Source organism: Pseudomonas sp. Yb2C2 (genome assembly GCF_052112325.1).
Lineage (GTDB): Bacteria > Pseudomonadota > Gammaproteobacteria > Pseudomonadales > Pseudomonadaceae > Aquipseudomonas > Aquipseudomonas marginalis.
Map to the genome: position 1 here is coordinate 26,094 of NZ_JAVAJK010000017.1, position 15,932 is coordinate 42,025.

Annotated in this window: 16 protein-coding genes; 8 read left to right on the plus strand and 8 right to left on the minus strand. The window is 61.0% G+C overall.

Going from position 1 to position 15,932, the window contains the following annotated elements:
* Positions 1–192 precede the first annotated feature (192 nt).
* The 6 genes from Q8X51_RS22225 (at position 193) to Q8X51_RS22250 (ending at position 6,842) form a co-directional block, all read left to right on the plus strand.
* Positions 193–1,329: a branched-chain amino acid ABC transporter substrate-binding protein gene (locus Q8X51_RS22225; protein ID WP_027607701.1), complete on the plus strand. Its 1,137-nt coding sequence runs from the start codon at positions 193–195 to the stop codon at positions 1,327–1,329.
* A 182-nt stretch (positions 1,330–1,511) separates the two neighbouring features.
* Positions 1,512–2,426 carry an ABC transporter permease subunit gene (locus Q8X51_RS22230; RefSeq protein WP_003236186.1) on the plus strand — a complete coding sequence of 305 codons (915 nt, stop codon included), beginning with the start codon at positions 1,512–1,514 and terminating at the stop codon, positions 2,424–2,426.
* Between the two features lie 2 nt (positions 2,427–2,428).
* Positions 2,429–3,706 (plus strand): high-affinity branched-chain amino acid ABC transporter permease LivM, encoded by a 1,278-nt coding sequence (gene livM, locus Q8X51_RS22235; protein WP_027607702.1) that lies wholly within the window; start codon positions 2,429–2,431, stop codon positions 3,704–3,706.
* Positions 3,703–4,578 (plus strand): ABC transporter ATP-binding protein, encoded by an 876-nt coding sequence (locus Q8X51_RS22240; protein WP_027607703.1) that lies wholly within the window; start codon positions 3,703–3,705, stop codon positions 4,576–4,578. The genes livM and Q8X51_RS22240 overlap by 4 nt, the downstream gene beginning before the upstream one ends.
* Positions 4,575–5,291 (plus strand): ABC transporter ATP-binding protein, encoded by a 717-nt coding sequence (locus Q8X51_RS22245; protein ID WP_024073112.1) that lies wholly within the window; start codon positions 4,575–4,577, stop codon positions 5,289–5,291. The genes Q8X51_RS22240 and Q8X51_RS22245 overlap by 4 nt, the downstream gene beginning before the upstream one ends.
* A 786-nt stretch (positions 5,292–6,077) precedes the next feature.
* Positions 6,078–6,842, plus strand: a complete 765-nt coding sequence (locus Q8X51_RS22250; protein WP_053134501.1) for an SDR family oxidoreductase — start codon at positions 6,078–6,080, stop codon at positions 6,840–6,842.
* Positions 6,843–6,997: 155 nt separating this feature from the next.
* On the opposite strand, the gene Q8X51_RS22255 is transcribed toward Q8X51_RS22250, so the two are convergent.
* From Q8X51_RS22255 to ureE, 5 genes are all read right to left on the minus strand, one after another.
* A complete protein-coding gene (locus tag Q8X51_RS22255) occupies positions 6,998–8,119 on the minus strand; it encodes an AGE family epimerase/isomerase (RefSeq protein WP_407693593.1) in 1,122 nt (373 codons plus the stop codon).
* Positions 8,120–8,244: 125 nt separating this feature from the next.
* On the minus strand, positions 8,245–8,817 hold the full coding sequence (locus tag Q8X51_RS22260) for a HupE/UreJ family protein (RefSeq protein WP_065947136.1): 573 nt from the start codon (positions 8,815–8,817) through the stop codon (positions 8,245–8,247).
* Positions 8,818–8,839: 22 nt separating this feature from the next.
* Positions 8,840–9,454, minus strand: a complete 615-nt coding sequence (gene ureG / locus Q8X51_RS22265; RefSeq protein WP_012721947.1) for an urease accessory protein UreG — start codon at positions 9,452–9,454, stop codon at positions 8,840–8,842.
* Between the two features lie 21 nt (positions 9,455–9,475).
* A complete protein-coding gene (locus tag Q8X51_RS22270) occupies positions 9,476–10,150 on the minus strand; it encodes an urease accessory protein UreF (RefSeq protein ID WP_065947137.1) in 675 nt (224 codons plus the stop codon).
* Complete coding sequence (ureE, locus tag Q8X51_RS22275; RefSeq protein WP_065947138.1) at positions 10,147–10,647, minus strand: urease accessory protein UreE; 501 nt, start codon at positions 10,645–10,647, stop codon at positions 10,147–10,149. Before ureE ends, Q8X51_RS22270 begins: the two co-directional genes overlap by 4 nt.
* 340 nt (positions 10,648–10,987) lie before the next feature.
* Here ureE and Q8X51_RS22280 point away from each other — a divergent pair, with 340 nt between their 5' ends.
* Positions 10,988–11,509 carry a C40 family peptidase gene (locus Q8X51_RS22280; RefSeq protein WP_065925603.1) on the plus strand — a complete coding sequence of 174 codons (522 nt, stop codon included), beginning with the start codon at positions 10,988–10,990 and terminating at the stop codon, positions 11,507–11,509.
* Between the two features lie 5 nt (positions 11,510–11,514).
* Here Q8X51_RS22280 and Q8X51_RS22285 read toward each other — a convergent pair whose 3' ends face one another.
* Positions 11,515–12,147 carry a TetR family transcriptional regulator gene (locus Q8X51_RS22285; protein ID WP_017526383.1) on the minus strand — a complete coding sequence of 211 codons (633 nt, stop codon included), beginning with the start codon at positions 12,145–12,147 and terminating at the stop codon, positions 11,515–11,517.
* A gap of 163 nt (positions 12,148–12,310) precedes the next feature.
* The gene (locus tag Q8X51_RS22290) at positions 12,311–12,682 is read right to left on the minus strand and encodes a hypothetical protein (protein WP_065925601.1); all 372 of its coding nucleotides are present in this window, start codon (positions 12,680–12,682) and stop codon (positions 12,311–12,313) included.
* Between the two features lie 358 nt (positions 12,683–13,040).
* On the opposite strand from Q8X51_RS22290, the gene Q8X51_RS22295 reads away from it, so the two are divergent.
* Positions 13,041–15,110: an AsmA family protein gene (locus Q8X51_RS22295; RefSeq protein WP_407693594.1), complete on the plus strand. Its 2,070-nt coding sequence runs from the start codon at positions 13,041–13,043 to the stop codon at positions 15,108–15,110.
* Positions 15,111–15,238: 128 nt separating this feature from the next.
* Here the strand turns inward: Q8X51_RS22295 and Q8X51_RS22300 are convergent, their stop codons facing one another.
* Positions 15,239–15,769 carry a ferritin-like domain-containing protein gene (locus Q8X51_RS22300; RefSeq protein WP_027607715.1) on the minus strand — a complete coding sequence of 177 codons (531 nt, stop codon included), beginning with the start codon at positions 15,767–15,769 and terminating at the stop codon, positions 15,239–15,241.
* Between the last annotated feature and the right edge of the window lie 163 nt (positions 15,770–15,932).

Consider the following 15,932-nt stretch of genomic DNA (forward strand, 5'->3'; position numbering starts at 1 on the left):
CCATGGGTTGCACCTATCGATGCTAGAGGGTTGCACGTCCTGGCGAGCGGAGCCGAAACGCCTGCAATAACAATGACACCGTGTCTTTTTGAAGAATAAAAACGTAATGGCACGAGGCTTGCTCTGGGCTTTCAGTGAAAAGTTTGAACGCAAGTTGTCGTGCCAAAAATCAAAAATATCGGAGCACCACTCATGTCCCAGACGTTTTACAAGAAAGGTTTTCTGGCCCTCGCCGTTGCAGCGGCGCTGGGTGTTTCTACGTTTGTTCAAGCTGATGTGAAGATTGGCGTTGCGGGGCCGATGACCGGCGCCAACGCCTCGTTCGGTGAGCAGTACATGAAGGGTGCCCAGGCGGCAGCCGAGGTGATCAACAAGGCCGGTGGCATCAATGGCGAGAAAGTCGTGCTGGTGGCAGGCGACGATGCCTGTGAGCCGAAACAGGCCGTTGCCGTGGCCAACCGCCTGGCTGACCAGGACAAAGTGATTGGCGTAGTCGGGCACTTCTGCTCGTCGAACACCATTCCGGCCTCCGAGGTCTACGACGAAGCGGGCATCATCGCGATCACCCCAGGCTCTACCAACCCACAAGTGACCGAGCGCGGCCTGGGCGCCATGTTCCGTATGTGCGGGCGTGACGACCAGCAAGGCATCGTCGCCGGCGACTACATCGTCGACGTGCTCAAGGGCAAGAAAGTCGCCGTCATCAACGACAAGGACACCTACGGCAAAGGCCTGGCCGACGCCACCGCTGCCCAGTTGACCAAGCGCGGCGTCAAGCCGGTGCTGGAAGAAGGCCTGACCCGTGGCGAGAAGGACTTCAGTGCGCTGGTCACCAAAATCCGCTCCCTGGGCGCCGACGTCGTGTACTTCGGTGGCCTGCACCCGGAAGCCGGTCCATTGGTTCGCCAGATTCGTGAAGCGGGCCTGAAGGACGTCAAGTTCATGTCCGATGACGGCGTAGTGACCGATGAACTGGTGGCCACCGCTGGCGGCGCGCAATACGTCGATGGCGTGTACATGACCTTTGGCGCCGACCCGCGCCTGCTGCCAGACAGCAAGGCCGTGGTGGAAGAGTTCCGCAAGGCCGGCTACGAGCCTGAGGGCTACACCCTGTACGCCTACGCCTCGCTGCAGGCCCTGGCCGCCGGCTTCAACGGCGCCAAGTCCAACAAGGGCGAAGACGCGGCCAAATGGCTGAAAGCGCACCCGGTCAAAACCGTGATGGGCGAGAAGACCTGGGACGCGAAGGGCGACCTGAAAGTCTCCGACTATGTGGTTTACCAGTGGGATAAAGACGGCAAATACCACCAGCTGGAAAAGCAGAAGTAATCCATGTGGGAGGGGGCTTGTCCCCGAAGCGGTGGGTCAGTCAACAGTTGTTCAGCTGACCCACCGCATCGGGGGCAAGCCCCCTCCCACATTGGGACAGCGTTGTTATTGAGATCTGTCTTTTCCTCCAGAAGCGCCGCACACCGACTGGTGTGCAGGTGCTCACCGCGTGAGATTGCGTTATGGATGGTATTTTCCTGCAGCAACTGGTCAACGGCCTGACCCTCGGGTCGGTCTATGGCCTGATCGCCATCGGCTACACAATGGTCTATGGCATCATTGGCATGATCAACTTCGCCCACGGCGAGGTTTATATGATTTCCGCTTACCTCGCGGCGATCAGTCTGGCACTGCTGGCTTACTTCGGCATCGAATCCTTCCCGCTGCTCATTCTCGGCACCCTGATCTTCACCGTGGTCGTCACCGGCGTGTACGGTTGGGTCATCGAACGGGTCGCCTACAAACCGCTGCGCAACTCCACCCGCCTGGCTCCGCTGATCAGCGCCATCGGCATCTCCCTGATCCTGCAGAACTACGCGCAGATCGCCCAGGGCGCGAAACAACAAGGCATTCCAACCCTGCTGGCCGGCGCCTGGCGCGTCGACATCGGCAGTGGGTTCGTCCAACTCACGTACACCAAGGTCTTCATCCTCGTGGCGGCGTTTGCCGGCATGGCGTTGCTCACCTACATCATCAAGTACACCAAGCTCGGCCGCATGTGCCGCGCCACCCAGCAAGACCGCAAGATGGCCTCGATCCTGGGGATCAACACCGACCGCGTGATCTCCTACGTGTTTGTCATCGGTGCCGCCATGGCGGCCCTGGCCGGCGTGCTGATCACCCTCAACTACGGCACGTTCGACTTCTACGCCGGCTTCATCATCGGCATCAAGGCGTTTACCGCAGCGGTACTCGGCGGCATCGGTTCCCTGCCTGGGGCGATGCTGGGCGGGATCATCCTGGGTATTTCCGAGTCGTTGTTCTCGGGGTTGATCAACTCCGACTACAAAGACGTGTTCAGTTTCTCCCTGCTGGTGGTGATTCTGATTTTCCGTCCCCAGGGCCTGCTTGGTCGCCCACTCGTGGCTAAGGTGTAAACATGTCTGCTGCCAAACCCATCGATATCAAGAAAAGTGTGGTCGATACGGTCCTTGCCGGGCTGATTTCGTTGATCGTGTTCGGTCCGATCGTCGGCGTGGTCCTCGACGGCTACAGCTTCAACCTGGAACCGGCCCGTGTGGCTACCCTGGTCGCCATCGTGATGGCCGGGCGCTTTGCCCTCAGCCTGTTCCTGCAAACCCCCAAGGGCCTGAAGATTCTGCAGGGCTTCGAAAGCAGCGGCTCCGGCGTGCATGTACTGCCACCGGACTACAAGTCGCGGCTGCGCTGGATCATCCCGGCGCTGATCGTGATCGCCATCGTGTTCCCGATCTTCGCCAACAAGTACCTGCTGACCGTGGTGATCCTCGGGCTGATCTACGTGTTGCTGGGCCTGGGCCTGAACATCGTGGTCGGCCTGGCCGGGCTGCTCGACCTGGGTTACGTGGCGTTCTACGCCATCGGCGCCTACGGCCTGGCGCTGGGTTATCAATACCTCGGCCTGGGCTTCTGGAGCGTGTTGCCGCTGGCAGCCATCGCAGCGGCGCTGGCGGGATGCATACTCGGCTTTCCGGTGCTGCGAATGCACGGTGACTACCTGGCCATCGTGACCCTGGGCTTCGGTGAAATCATTCGCCTGGTGCTCAACAACTGGCTCTCGTTCACCGGCGGCCCCAACGGTATGCCGGTGCCTTCGCCGACCTTCCTGGGCCTGGAGTTCGGGCGCAAGGCCAAGGAGGGCGGGGTTCCGTTCCACGAGTTCTTCGGCATCGACTACAACCCCAATATCAAGTTCATGTTCATCTACATCGTGCTGTTCCTGGTGGTGCTGGCCGTGCTGTACATCAAGCACCGCCTGACCCGCATGCCGGTCGGCCGCGCCTGGGAAGCCTTGCGCGAAGATGAGATCGCCTGCCGCTCCATGGGCCTGAACCACGTGCTGGTCAAGCTCTCGGCCTTCACCATTGGCGCGTCCACTGCCGGTTTGGCCGGGGTGTTCTTCGCCAGCTACCAAGGCTTCGTCAACCCGTCGTCGTTCACCTTCTTCGAGTCGGCGCTGATCCTGGCCATCGTGGTACTGGGCGGCATGGGCTCGACGGTCGGCGTGGTGATTGCCGCGTTCGTGTTGACCGTCGCGCCTGAACTGCTGCGCAGCTTCAGCGAATACCGCGTGCTGCTGTTTGGCGTGCTGATGGTGGTGATGATGATCTGGCGACCGCGCGGCCTGATCCGGATCAGCCGCACCGGTGTGACACCGCGCAAGGGGGTAGCGCCATGAGCAAGGAAGTCGTCCTCTCCGTGGAACACCTGATGATGCACTTCGGTGGCATCAAGGCCTTGAGCGATGTGAGCCTCAAGGTCGAACGCAACTCGATCTTCGCCCTGATCGGCCCCAACGGAGCCGGCAAGACCACCGTGTTCAACTGCCTCACCGGCTTCTACAAAGCCAGCGGCGGCAAGATCGAACTGAACATCCGCGGCAAGCAGACCAATGTGATCCAGCTGCTCGGCGAGCGCTTCAAGGCGGTCGACTTCGTGTCGCCAAAAAGCTTCTTGAGCCGGGTGTACTACAAGATGTTCGGCGGCACCCACCTGGTCAACCGCGCCGGCCTGGCCCGGACCTTCCAGAACATTCGCCTGTTCAAGGAAATGTCGGTGCTGGAAAACCTGCTGGTGGCCCAGCACATGTGGGTCAACCGCAACATGCTGGCGGGCATCCTCAACACCAAGGGCTACCGCAAGGCCGAAAGCGATGCCCTCGACCATGCGTTCTACTGGCTCGAAGTGGTGGACCTGGTGGACTGCGCCAACCGCCTGGCCGGTGAGCTTTCCTACGGCCAGCAGCGCCGCCTGGAAATCGCCCGCGCCATGTGCACCCGGCCGCAGATCATCTGCCTGGACGAACCGGCAGCGGGCCTCAACCCCCAGGAAACCGAAGCCCTCAGCGCGATGATTCGCCTGTTGCGCGACGAACACGACCTGACGGTGGTGCTGATCGAACACGACATGGGCATGGTGATGAGTATTTCCGACCACATTGTGGTGCTGGACCACGGCAACGTGATTGCCGAAGGCGGGCCGGAAGCGATCCGCAACGACCCGAAAGTGATTGCCGCCTACCTGGGCGCCGACGAAGAGGAGCTGGTATGAGTGCACCTATCCTCGAAATGAAGGACCTGGACGTGTTCTATGGCCCGATCCAGGCCCTGAAAAAAGTCTCGCTGCACATCAACGAAGGCGAAACCGTCAGCTTGATCGGCTCCAATGGCGCGGGTAAATCCACGCTGCTGATGTCGATCTTCGGCCAGCCACGGGCCGAGTCGGGGCAGATCCTCTACAACGGCGTCGACATTACCCACAAGTCGTCCCACTACATTGCCTCCAACGGCATTGCACAGTCGCCGGAAGGGCGGCGGGTGTTCCCCGACATGACCGTCGAGGAAAACCTGCTGATGGGCACCATCCCCATTGGCGACAAGTTCGCCCAGGAAGATATGCAACGCATGTTCGAGCTGTTCCCACGGCTCAAGGAGCGACGTAACCAGCGCGCCATGACCATGTCCGGTGGCGAGCAGCAAATGCTCGCCATCGCCCGCGCGCTGATGAGCCGACCCAAGCTGTTGCTGCTGGACGAACCGAGCCTGGGCCTGGCGCCGATTGTGGTGAAGCAGATCTTTTCCACCCTGCGCGAGCTGGCCTCCACCGGGATGACCATCTTCCTGGTGGAGCAGAACGCCAACCATGCACTGCGTTTGTCGGATCGGGCGTACGTGATGGTCAACGGTGAGATTCGCCTCACAGGCACCGGCAAGGAGCTGCTGGTGAACGAGGAAGTGCGCAACGCTTACCTCGGTGGCCACTGATCTAAATAACGACGCAGTACCCCTGTGGGAGGGGGCTTGCCCCGATGGCGTTGTATCAGTCAGCACACCTGAAACTGACACACCGCCATCGGGGGCAAGCCCCCTCTCACATTTGTTTTGTGTCGCCTGCAAGACCGATCCCAAATTGTGGAAAACAAATCCAGCCCCCCTCCAAAGCGCGACATATAGCCGCCGCAAATCCCTGTTTTGTCACACTTTTGACTTGTCCCCATCCACTGTGGAACCGGCTGTGGGTAAGGTGGGAGTAGCTGGCTGGACGCCTTTAAAAACGTGGCTTTCAGCGGTGTGGTTGTTTTTTGATCAGTGGCTTTTTCGCGGCTGATCGAGGGGTTTGTCAACCTGTTTAAAGACACAGGTATATGACTGAAATATGTCCCGCCCGCCTGTGGATAAGTCTGTGACTAAACTCTGGAAAGACGGCCGCAGAGGCCGGAATGACTGGCCTGGAGCCATCGCTCGATTTGTCCCGCTGCCCCTGGGCCTACATACGCCTTCGTCCAGGTCAAGCAAAAAACTTTCTAAAATCGCCTGGAAGCCTTGTACACAGCGGCCTGAAGCGTTTTGCACTTGCCCCCAGAGACTGTGGGCGCAGCTGTGGATAACCTGCGCGCATATGGCTGCAAGCCACGGTTCATAAGGCTTTGGTCTGAATGATTAAAAAATGACCAGTCGTGCATGAAGTTCTGTGCATGGCGGTTGCCGCAACCGCGGCGTAAGGGCATTCTGCTGGCTGATTTTTTTCCCGATGCCCGCAAGGAGAACACCATGTCCAACACGCTGTTTATTACTGGCGCCACCTCAGGTTTTGGCGAAGCCTGCGCCCGTCGGTTTGCCGAGGCCGGCTGGAAACTGGTGCTTACCGGTCGTCGTGCCGAGCGTTTGAATGCGCTGGTCGAGGAGCTTTCCAAGCAGACCGAAGTGCACGGCCTGGTGGTGGATGTACGGGATCGCAAAGGCATGGAAGACGCGATCGCCAACCTGCCGCCATCGTTCGCCACCCTGCGCGGGCTGATCAACAACGCCGGCCTGGCCGTGGGCACTGACCCGGCGCCCAAGTGCGACCTCGACGACTGGGAAACCATGGTCGATACCAACATCAAAGGCCTGCTGACCACCACCAGCCTGCTGCTGCCGCGCCTGATCGCCCATGGTCGTGGCGCCGGGATCATCAACCTGGGCTCCATCGCCGGCAGCTACCCGTACCCGGGCAGCCATGTGTATGGCGGTTCCAAGGCGTTCGTGAAGCAGTTCTCCTTGAACCTGCGCTGTGACCTGCAGGGCACCGGCGTGCGTGTGACCAACATCGAGCCGGGCCTGTGCGAAAGCGAGTTCTCCCTGGTGCGCTTCGGCGGTGACCAGGCGCGCTACGACGCCACCTACGCCGGTGCCGAGCCGATCCAGCCGCAGGACATTGCCGACACCATCTTCTGGGTGCTGAACACGCCGGCGCACGTCAACATCAACCGCCTGGAACTGATGCCGGTGAGCCAGACCTGGGCTGGGTTTGCGATTGAGCGGGGGGCCAAGTAAGGCTCTAGACCACGTTGCTGCCATCGGGGGCTTGGCGAATCGTCACACCGCCCCTCCCACATTTGACCGTATTCACAAATCTGAATGTGTGAACACGGTCCAATGTGGGAGGGGCGGTGCGACGATTCGACTTGCTCCCGATGAGGCCCAGCAGGTCACCCGAGATGCTGGATCAGCCCCTGGTAGCAGGTTGCCAAATGATACGGTGTGGTCGATGGCATATCCCGTCGGCTCACCGCGCCGTTGGCATCCAGGCATTCATGCCAGCCTTTCTCATGCAGGAAATGCTGTTGCAGCGCCAGCAGTTGGCGCTGCAGCACCGCCTCACTGCCAGGGCGCAAGGTCAGTGCCCGCAGGTACTCGGCCTGGGCCCAGATACGCTGGGTGCCGTCGCGCACGCTGCCGTCGAGCGCCAACATGCCGCTAACCGCTCCGGTCGCGCCGTCCACACCCTTGTGCTCAGCGTAGGCAAACGCCCGCGTCAGTGACGCATGCAGCGGGGTGCCGCGCAGCACGGGCGACGATTCGAGCAAAAAGAACCACTCGAACTGGTGCCCCGGCTCAAACCAGTTATCCACAGCGCCCAGCGGCTTTTCCATCATCACGCCGTGCCGGCGGTCGATGAACCGCTGCTGCATGGCCGTCGCCAAGGCCAGCAGGGCCGCTTGCACAGGGGCATCCTCGCGCACCGCAAGTGTGGCGAGGAAACCTTCGGCCAGGTGCATCAACGGGTTTTGCAGCGGGCCGGACTGGAGGGACGACCAGTTGCGCTCCAGCACCGCCTCGTACAGGCCCTCTTCGGTGGCGAAGCGCTGGGCCACGACTTCGAGGGCGGCGTTCAGCACCGATTCCACCAGCGGTTCACGCACCTTGGCCCAGTAATGGGCGCAGGCAAAGATGATGAAGGCGTGGGTGTAGAGGTCTTTTCGCTTGTCCAGCGGCTGGCCGGCGGGGTCGACGCTGTAGAACCAGCCGCCGTGTTCGGCATCGTGGAAATGCCGTTGCAGGGAGCGGAACAGCACCGCCGCGCGCTCTTCAGCGAAGGCCGCCCCTGGCTCGCCGATCAGGCTGGCGAACAGGTACAACTGCCGCGCGCAGGCCATGGCGCGGTAGCGTTGCGGGGGCAGTGGGCGGTGATCGGCGTCCAGCGCCTCATAGGGCAGCGCCAATTCGGCATTCCAGCCCGGGCCCTGCCAGAGCGGCACGATCAGGGTGTGGAAGTGCGTGAGCACGGCATTCAACGAAGGCTGGGGGGCGGAGCTTGGAGCGATGGGCATCGGCTGGCGTCGTCACGGCAGGGGTGTAGGCGCGCATGGTAGCAGAGGGGCAGCTTTAAGTTGTGAGCTGCAAGCTGCAAGTAAGAGCGGTTCGGCTTTTACTTGCAGCTTGCAGCTTGCGACGTTTAGCTGGCGAGCAGCCACACCCCAGTCGCCGCCGAAGCCGCTCCGGCAATCCGCACCAACGGTGCCGCTGCGGCCGGCAACCAGCGCACCAGCGCATACCCGGCCGCGTGCAGTGCAGCGGTCGCGCCGACAAAGCCGGCGGCATACGCCCAAGGGCTCGACATGTCCGGCAGCTCCAAGCCATGGGCCACACCATGGAACAACGCAAACAACGCCGTCGCACCCATGGCCATGAACAACGGCGGACGCACCGCCAGTGCCACCGCCAGGCCCAGGGCCAGCACCGAGGCGGCGATCCCGCTTTCCAGTGCGGGCAATTGCAGCCCTTCGAAACCCAGCACGCCGCCCATCAGCATGGTGCCGACAAAGGTGCACGGCAGGGCCCAGCGCGCGGCACCCTTTTGTTGCGCGGCCCACAGGCCGACCGCGACCATGGCCAGCAGGTGGTCGAGGCCGCCCAGCGGGTGGCTGATACCGGCCACCAGGCCGTTGTCGCCGTGGCCAGGGTGAGCGAAGGCCAGGGCGGGCGCGAGCAACAGGGCGGCGGCTGCGAGGAATTTATTGAGGTTCATAAACAGGTTCCTTATGGGTTGATCAGGCGGCGGTCAGCAGGCCTTGGCGTTCGATGAAGGCGACGATTTCTTCCAGGCCTACCCCGGTTTTCTGGTTGCTGAACACAAAGGGTTTGCCGTTGCGCATGCGCTGGGTGTCGCTGTTCATCAGCTCCAGCGACGCGCCCACCAGCGGCGCCAGGTCGATCTTGTTGATCACCAGCAGGTCGGATTTGCAAATACCAGGCCCGCCCTTGCGCGGCAGCTTGTCGCCGGCGGACACATCGATCACATAGATGGTCAGGTCCGACAGCTCCGGGCTGAAGGTGGCCGACAAATTATCGCCGCCGGACTCCACCAGGATCAGGTCCAGGCCGGGAAAGCGGCGGTTGAGTTGGTCCACCGCTTCCAGATTGATCGAGGCGTCCTCGCGAATCGCCGTGTGCGGGCAGCCGCCGGTTTCCACGCCGATGATGCGCTCCGGCGCCAGGGCCTGGTTGCGCACCAGGAAGTCGGCGTCTTCGCGGGTGTAGATGTCGTTGGTGACCACCGCCAGGTTGTAGCGATCGCGCAGCGCGAGGCACAGGGCCAGGGTCAGGGCGGTCTTGCCGGAGCCGACCGGGCCACCGATACCGACACGCAGGGGTTGTGTGTTCATGTCTGATTCTCCAAAAAAACCTTAGGAACGGAACAGGCGGCTGTACTGGCGCTCGTGGGCCATGCTCGCCAGGGACAGGCCGAAGGCGGCGCTGCCGAAATGGTGGGGGTCGATGCGGACGGCGTCGTGCTGGGCCTGTTGCAGTAGGGGCAGCAGCTCGCTGGTCAGGCGCTGCGCGGCTTGCTGGCCCAGAGGCAGGGTTTTCATCAGCACGGCCAATTGGTTTTCCAGCCAGCTCCAGAGCCAGGCGGCGAGGGCGTCGTCGGCGCTGATCGCCCAGGCGCGCGCGGCCAGTGCCCAGCCCAGGGCCAAGTGCGGTTCGCGGCGTTGCTCCAGGAAGCTGCGGGCGTCGCTGTCCAGTTCCGGCAGGCCATTGAGCAACTGCTGCAGGGAATAACCCATCTGCCGACTTTCCTGATACAGCTCCCGGGTTTCGCGGCTGGCTTGATGCGCTTCGCACAGCTGCGCCAACGCTGGCCAGTCCTGCTCTGCAGCGGCGCGGCAATGGGCGAGCAACAGCGGGGCTTCGAAGCGCGCGAGGTTGAGCAGCAATTGGTCGCTGATCCAGCGCCGAGCGCTGGCGGCATCGTTGACGTGGCCGTTCTCCACGGCCATTTCCAGGCCTTGGGAATAGCTGTAGCCGCCAATCGGCAATTGCGGACTGGCCAGACGCAACAGCGCCCAGGCTGGGTTCATAGACGTACGCCGAACTGATGCAGCTTGGGCGGGTAGTTGAAATCTTCATCGCCATGCCGGGAGTGGTGGTGGCCGCCGCCATAGGCGCCGTGTTCCGGTTGGAACGGCGCCTCGATGGTTTCGGTGTGGGCGCCCAGTTGCTCAAGCATGGCCTTGAGCACGTAGTCGTCGAGCAGGCGCAACCAGCCATCCCCCACTTGCAAGGCCACATGGCGGTTGCCGAGGTGGTAGGCGGCGCGGGTCAGTTCAAAGGCGTTGCTGCAGGTGACATGCAACAGGTGTTCAGGGCGGGCGCACACGCGTACGACACGTCCGTCTTCGGCTTGCAGGAATTCGCCATCGTGCAACGGCGGCTGGCCGCGCTCCAGAAACAGGCCGACGTCTTCACCGTCGGCACTGAAACAGCGCAGGCGGCTCTTGCTGCGTGCTTCGAAATTCAGCAGCAGCTCAGCGGCCCAGAGGGCTTGGGGGGCGATTCGGCGGTGGATCACCAGCATCAGGAAGCTTCCAGCTATGAGCGATGGAAGTGCTAGAGCAAGGGGCTTGCCAATCAGGTATTGATGTAGGAATTCTCTGTCGGTGCGCGAGGAGATGCCACTGAATAGGGCGGGGCTGAGTACTGCGAGTGCTTAATGTTGGTGCTCTGTCGGATATTGAGCACTTAAATGGGGCGTTTTTTGTTGGCGAGTGGTGTTTATCACATCAAGTTCCTTCCGTTTTTTTCGTATATGGAATTTTCGGATTTGTCCTACTGGATGTAAGGATTCGGCGTTCATCTGCTTACGCGCCAGACCGTTAGGATTTGCGCCGTGCTAAACATCCACGGCGAGTTCCAGTATGTTCAAATCAATTGTGTGTTTATTCATTTTCAGTCTTTACCTGGTCACTCCCTCGTCCTCGGCCAATATCAAGCCGCGCGGGGTAGCCCCTCTCGAGATCGCGACGCCCCTGCAGTCGCTGCAAAAACGCCCAGCCATCGACAATGTGATCGACCGCGCCCATCAATTGCTGGGTACCTCGTATAAATGGGGCGGGAACACGGTGGAGCAGGGCTTCGACTGCAGCAGCTTGCTGGTCTACCTGTTCAGGACCGAAGCCAATATCCGTATACCCCGCACCACGGCGGCGATGCACCGTTCAAACGCCATGACGATCAAGCGTAACGCGCTCAAACCTGGGGATGCGGTGTTCTTCAAAGGTAATGGGCGCAGTCAGGTCAGCCATGTCGGCCTTTATATAGGCGAGGGCAAATTCATTCATTCGCCGCGCGCCGGCAAGACGGTGCGAATCGACTCGCTGAACAATCGCTACTGGAACAAGAACTACAGTACCGCCAAGCGCTTTCACTCGGCGGGCTAGCCGGCTTACTCCGTACTGCCCAGGCCTTGCCAATGCTTGAGGCCGATAAAGATAAAGCGCAGCTGCTGGGTGATTTTCGCCTGGGGCGTGAGGTGGGCAGGCAAGGCCTGGGCCGGTGGGTCAATGATGTCGGGAAGGGTGGCGAACACGCTCTTGACGATCAGGTCGGCCATTACATGCAGGCCATCGGCGTCCAGGTGCTGCAACTTGGGCATCAGGGTCAGGTCGGCCGCCAGGTCGCGGGTGATGTCTTCACGCAGGGCACCGATGGCTTGGCGCACCGCCAGGCAACCGCCGTATTGCTCGCGGGCCAGGAACAGGAATTGCGAGCGGTTGGCCGAGACCACATCGAGAAAAATCCGCACTGAGGCATCGATAATGCCGCCCATCACGAATTCGTTGTGGCGCACCAGGCGAATGGTGGCGCGAAAGGTCTGGCCCACCTCACTCACCAATACAAGTCCAAGCTGGTCCATATCGGCAAAGTGGCGATAGAAGCCGGTGGGGACAATGCCTGCGGTCTTGGCCACTTCACGCAGGCTCAGGCTGCCAAACCCACGGCCACACTCCATCAGATGGCGGGCAGCGTCCATCAGGGCGAGGCGGGTCTGTTGCTTCTGTTCGGCACGGGGCAGCATGGGCGGGCGGGCTTTGTCGGCAAGTACAGCGACGCACTCTAGCAAAACAGCTTCATTGACGTCGAACTTGGCGGGGAATAGGTGGGGAGTGTTGCGTGACAGGCGCTACAAAAAGTCAAAAGCCCGGTCGGCAGATCGGGCTTTTTTCTGGGCCACCACAAGGTCAGCTCTGAGCTTGATGCAGTTCTTGCAGGCGATCAGCACCACCTTCGGCAACACCTTCGGTGTAGGCACGTTCGTTGGCTTGTTCCGCACCACCTTCAACCAGGCCTTTCTGTTCCAGGCGATCACGGCCACCTTCGGCAACACCTTCAGTGTAGGCACGCTTGTTGGCGTGTTCCGAACCGTTTTCAGCGACAGCACCTTTGGCGTAGTCACGGTTCTCGTCTTCTTGCGAACCGCTGCGGGCCAGGGTCTGGTTGAAGTGAACGGCGTCAGCCTTGGCTTGTGGGGTAACCTGTTCGGCGGCTGGCAGGGCAAAGGCGCTGGAAGCCAGGATGGATAACAGGACGGTAGCGAGTACTTGGCGTTTCATGATGGGTTGCTCCTTGGGAGGGCGATAAAGTGAGTACGGAGCTAATGCTACTCTCGATAAGTCGATATAAAAGTTCATAAACACAATGGTAATAATCAACAGAATTGATTGTTCGTCAGGGAGGCTCTAGATCGGGCCTCTCAAGCACGCGGTTTTGCACCGAGGTGGGTATTTTCGACACGAACGCGGGTAACAATGGTGCGCCGTGGATGATCGAATCTGTCGAAACGGTCAGGAAAGCAGGTTTTCAAGGGTAAATCGGAGATTGGGTTAAACCCACGAGCGGTTTGCCAGTCGTAGTTTTATAAGCTGTCCTACAGGTGTTGGTTCAGCCGGTCGTATTCAGGAGTCCTGTGCAATGACGCGCACTCGTAAAATCGTCATGTGGAGCTGCGCCAGCTTCGTTGTGTTAATCGCTGTGGTGGTACTGGTCCTGGTGTTCTTTGACTGGAACCGCATCAAACCGCCTCTCAATGCCAAAGTCTCCGAAGAACTGCATCGCCCGTTTGCCATCAACGGCAACCTGGCGGTGGTGTGGGCACGTGAGCCGGACGAAGGCGGCTGGCGCGCCTGGGTGCCGTGGCCCCATGTGATTGCCGAGGACCTGACCCTGGGCAATCCCGACTGGTCAAAAAAACCGCAGATGGTCACGCTGAAAAAGGTCGAGCTGCGTATTTCGCCGCTGGCGTTGCTGGTGCAGCGCGTGGTGATCCCCCGTATCGACCTCACCGAACCGAGTGCCGAGTTGCAGCGCCTGGCCGATGGCCGCGCCAACTGGACGTTCACGTTCGACCCCAAGGACCCCGACGCCGAACCTTCCAACTGGGTGGTGGACATCGGCGCCATTGGGTTCGACAAGGGCCACGTGACCCTCGACGACCAGACCCTCAAGACTCAGTTGGACGTGATCATCGACCCCCTGGGCAAGCCGATCCCGTTCGGCGAAATCGTCGGCGACGCCGATGCCAGGAAGGCCCTGGAAAAAGGCTCCGCGCCCCAGGACTATGCGTTCGCCCTCAAGGTCAAGGGCCAGTACCACGGCCAGAGGCTCGACGGCAGCGGCAAGATCGGCGGCCTGCTGGCCTTGCAGGACGCGGCCAAGCCGTTTCCGCTGCAAGCCCAGGTCAAGATTGCCGATACCAGCATCGCATTGGCGGGCACCTTGACCGACCCGTTGAACCTCGGCGCCCTGGACCTTCGCCTGAAACTGTCCGGCAGCAGCCTGGGTAACCTCTACCCGCTGACCGGCGTCACCTTGCCGGATTCGCCGGCCTACTCCACTGACGGCCACTTGATCGCCAAGTTGCACGAGGCCAGCGGCGCGTCATTCAGCTACGAAAACTTCAACGGCAAGATCGGCAACAGCGATATTCACGGCAACCTCGCCTATGTCGCCAGCCAGCCACGTCCCAAGCTCAGCGGTGCGTTGGTGTCCAACCAATTGCTGATGAGCGACCTCGCCCCCCTGATCGGTGCCGACTCCAACGCCAAGCAAAAAGCGCGTGGCGGTGAGAGCAAACAGCCGGCGACCAAAGTGTTGCCGGTGGAAGAGTTCCGCACCGAGCGCTGGCGCGACATGGATGCCGATGTGGAATTCACCGGCAAACGCATCGTGCACAGTGCCGAATTGCCCTTCAACGACCTGTACACCCACCTGGTGCTCAACGACGGCGAACTGAGCCTGGAACCGCTGCGATTCGGCGTCGCCGGCGGCAAGCTGGATGCGCAGATCCGCTTGAATGGCCGCACCACACCGATGGAAGGCCGCGCCAAACTGACTGCACGCAACTTCAAGCTTAAGCAGTTGTTCCCGACCTTCGAACCGATGAAAACCAGCTTCGGTGAACTCAACGGCGATGCCGATCTTTCCGGGCGCGGTAACTCCGTTGCGGCGCTGCTGGGCAGCTCCAACGGTGACCTGAAGATGCTGATCAACGACGGCGCCATCAGCCGTGGCCTGATGGAAATTGCCGGGCTCAACGTCGGCAACTATGTGGTGGGGCGCCTGTTCGGCGACAAGGAAGTGAAGATCAACTGCGCGGCGGCGGATTTCGGGATCAAGACCGGCCTGGCAACCACGCGCTTGTTTGTGTTCGATACCGAGAACGCGATCATCTATATCGATGGCACCGCCAACATGGCCACCGAGCAGTTGGACTTGACCGTCACACCGGAATCGAAGGGCTTCCGCCTGTTTTCCCTGCGTTCGCCGTTGTACGTCAATGGCCCGTTCATCAAGCCCAATGCGGGTGTAAAAGCCATTCCCCTGGCCCTGCGGGGCGCGGGCATGGTGGCACTGGGTGTGATCGCCGGCCCGGCAGCGGGTCTGTTGGCGCTGGTGGCACCGAGCGCCGATGCGCCGAACCAGTGTGCACCGTTGTTGCAGCAGATGAGGGAAGGCAAGGCGCCGAAGACGGTGAAAGGCTGACGGACAGAACACAAACCCAATGTGGGAGGGGGCTTGCCCCCGATGACGGAGTGTCAGTCACCAGATGCAGTGGCTGAAACGACGCATCGGGAGCAAGCCCCCTCCCACATTTTTTTGAATTGCGCTGCTTAGAGACTTTCGAGGATGTCGGCCATATCGTCCGCATGCTCTTCTTCCTGAGCCAGGATCTCTTCAAACAGACGGCGCGTGGTTGGATCCTTATCACCGATGTACTGGATGATTTCGCGGTAGCTGTCCACCGCGATCCGCTCGGCCACCAGGTCTTCGTAGACCATTTCCTTCAAGCTGTTACCGGCCACGTATTGGGCATGGGAGTTCTTCGACAGCAGGTCCGGGTTGAACTCCGGCTCGCCGCCCAGTTGCACGATGCGTTCGGCGAGTTTGTCGGCGTGCTCGGCTTCCTGGGTGGCGTGTTCGAGGAATTCCTGCGCTGCGACGGCAGCTTTGACGCCGCTGGCCATGAAGTAGTGGCGCTTGTAGCGCAGCACACACACCAGTTCAGTGGCCAGGGAGCCGTTGAGCAGGCGGATGATCTCTTCGCGGTCGGCGTCATAGCCCTCGGTCACGGCACCGTTTTCGACGTTCTGGCGGGCGCGGCTGCGCAGGGTCGCAACGTCAGTCAAGTTTGCTTCAGTCATCTCAATCTCCTGGGGCTAATCCGGTTTTACGCCACGCTCTGTCGGCGTGATCGCTCCCAGTTGTGAGTCACGGGCGCTGCAAAAAGTTTTATTGGATTTGCCAGGCGTGTCATCAGCGCGTCGCCGGAATTGGGCTAGCCTGCCATCATCCTTTCTTGATCAA

Coding starts and splice junctions, on each gene's coding strand:
- Q8X51_RS22225 (WP_027607701.1), top strand. CDS start 193: ATGTCCCAGACGTTTTACAAGAAAGGTTTTCTGGCCCTCGCCGTTGCA.
- Q8X51_RS22230 (WP_003236186.1), top strand. CDS start 1,512: ATGGATGGTATTTTCCTGCAGCAACTGGTCAACGGCCTGACCCTCGGG.
- livM (WP_027607702.1), top strand. CDS start 2,429: ATGTCTGCTGCCAAACCCATCGATATCAAGAAAAGTGTGGTCGATACG.
- Q8X51_RS22240 (WP_027607703.1), top strand. CDS start 3,703: ATGAGCAAGGAAGTCGTCCTCTCCGTGGAACACCTGATGATGCACTTC.
- Q8X51_RS22245 (WP_024073112.1), top strand. CDS start 4,575: ATGAGTGCACCTATCCTCGAAATGAAGGACCTGGACGTGTTCTATGGC.
- Q8X51_RS22250 (WP_053134501.1), top strand. CDS start 6,078: ATGTCCAACACGCTGTTTATTACTGGCGCCACCTCAGGTTTTGGCGAA.
- Q8X51_RS22255 (WP_407693593.1), bottom strand. CDS start 8,119: ATGCCCATCGCTCCAAGCTCCGCCCCCCAGCCTTCGTTGAATGCCGTG.
- Q8X51_RS22260 (WP_065947136.1), bottom strand. CDS start 8,817: ATGAACCTCAATAAATTCCTCGCAGCCGCCGCCCTGTTGCTCGCGCCC.
- ureG (WP_012721947.1), bottom strand. CDS start 9,454: ATGAACACACAACCCCTGCGTGTCGGTATCGGTGGCCCGGTCGGCTCC.
- Q8X51_RS22270 (WP_065947137.1), bottom strand. CDS start 10,150: ATGAACCCAGCCTGGGCGCTGTTGCGTCTGGCCAGTCCGCAATTGCCG.
- ureE (WP_065947138.1), bottom strand. CDS start 10,647: ATGCTGGTGATCCACCGCCGAATCGCCCCCCAAGCCCTCTGGGCCGCT.
- Q8X51_RS22280 (WP_065925603.1), top strand. CDS start 10,988: ATGTTCAAATCAATTGTGTGTTTATTCATTTTCAGTCTTTACCTGGTC.
- Q8X51_RS22285 (WP_017526383.1), bottom strand. CDS start 12,147: ATGCTGCCCCGTGCCGAACAGAAGCAACAGACCCGCCTCGCCCTGATG.
- Q8X51_RS22290 (WP_065925601.1), bottom strand. CDS start 12,682: ATGAAACGCCAAGTACTCGCTACCGTCCTGTTATCCATCCTGGCTTCC.
- Q8X51_RS22295 (WP_407693594.1), top strand. CDS start 13,041: ATGACGCGCACTCGTAAAATCGTCATGTGGAGCTGCGCCAGCTTCGTT.
- Q8X51_RS22300 (WP_027607715.1), bottom strand. CDS start 15,769: ATGACTGAAGCAAACTTGACTGACGTTGCGACCCTGCGCAGCCGCGCC.